Consider the following 1,058-nt stretch of genomic DNA (forward strand, 5'->3'; position numbering starts at 1 on the left):
AATCTTCCTCTTTGAGTTGCAAACTATCATTTAGTATACTATAATAACCTAAAGTACGCTCCTCATTTTCTATTACAAAAGTAGTAGCGAGTAATTCTTTTTGGTATAATAATGCTTTATTGAACAAAAAATCATTCAAATCATCATCTTCACAGTCAAAAGGTTTGATTTGGTGGTTTTCTTTCAATAATTCAATGGTAATTTTTGAATTATTTTTTCTCTTCATTTTCTTCTTTTTTAAACAACGCTCTAAAACGCTCAGCCCCTTCACGAATACTTTCTCGTGTAATCCCTTTTTTCTCTAAGTTCTCTTTAAAGTTCGCCAACTTGTTATAGAACTCAATCACATCATTTCCCTCCAAAATAGGAGTAGGTAAAATATCTCTTGCCATAGTATCTATTTGTCATTAATTATCAAGATTTGTCAAATCAAAGAACATTTGTCTAATATCCTCTTGTTCATCTTTTTCAGTTAGAAACTCAAAACCTAACCTCTGGTAGAAAGGTAAAGCATCTTTATAAGCGTCTACAGTAATAAGTCTACACGCTATCTTTCGGTTTAATTCAACACAATCAAGTATGATGTTGCGGATAAAAACCATTCCCAAACCCTTCCCCTTATACGTTTTGTCAATAGCCAAACGCCCTATTTTCACAGCAGGTACACTCTTCAAATGGCGTTTAGGATGAGGTATCAAATAGCTTAAGAACTTTTTGTATTTGCTTTTAGAAGGAAAATCTTCCTCTTTGAGTTGCAAACTATCATTTAGCACACTATAGTAGCCTAAAGTGCGTTCCTCATTTTCAACAATAAAAGTGGTAGCAAGTAATTCTTTTTGGTATAATAATGCTTTATTGAACAAAAAATCATTCAAATCATCATCGCCACAGTCAAAAGGTTTGATTGGGTAATTTTCTTTTAGTTGAAAGAAAGATAAACCCTCTAAGCTATTTCTTTTCAACATCAGGTCTTTCTTTAAAAATTGATTTTAAACGTTTTGCATCTTCTTGAATTACTTCCCAAGTAATCCCTTTTTTCTCTAAGTTCTCTTTAAAGT

The 1,058-nt window shown here is 31.9% G+C and carries 2 protein-coding genes and 1 pseudogene; all 3 read right to left on the reverse strand.

Features of this window, described 5'->3' with window-relative positions:
- A pseudogene (locus HMPREF9075_RS13920) lies at nt 1-226 on the reverse strand (GNAT family N-acetyltransferase); the annotation flags it as partial.
- Nucleotides 210-392: a hypothetical protein gene (locus tag HMPREF9075_RS11125; protein WP_009416688.1), complete on the reverse strand. Its 183-nt coding sequence runs from the start codon at nt 390-392 to the stop codon at nt 210-212. The gene HMPREF9075_RS11125 and the pseudogene HMPREF9075_RS13920, both read right to left, overlap by 17 nt.
- A 15-nt stretch (nt 393-407) precedes the next feature.
- Nucleotides 408-965, reverse strand: coding sequence for a GNAT family N-acetyltransferase (locus HMPREF9075_RS11130; protein WP_009416689.1), 558 nt, complete (start codon nt 963-965; stop codon nt 408-410).
- Nucleotides 966-1,058: the final 93 nt, after the last annotated feature.

The sequence above is a fragment of the Capnocytophaga sp. oral taxon 332 str. F0381 genome (assembly GCF_000318275.2).
Taxonomy (GTDB): domain Bacteria; phylum Bacteroidota; class Bacteroidia; order Flavobacteriales; family Flavobacteriaceae; genus Capnocytophaga; species Capnocytophaga bilenii.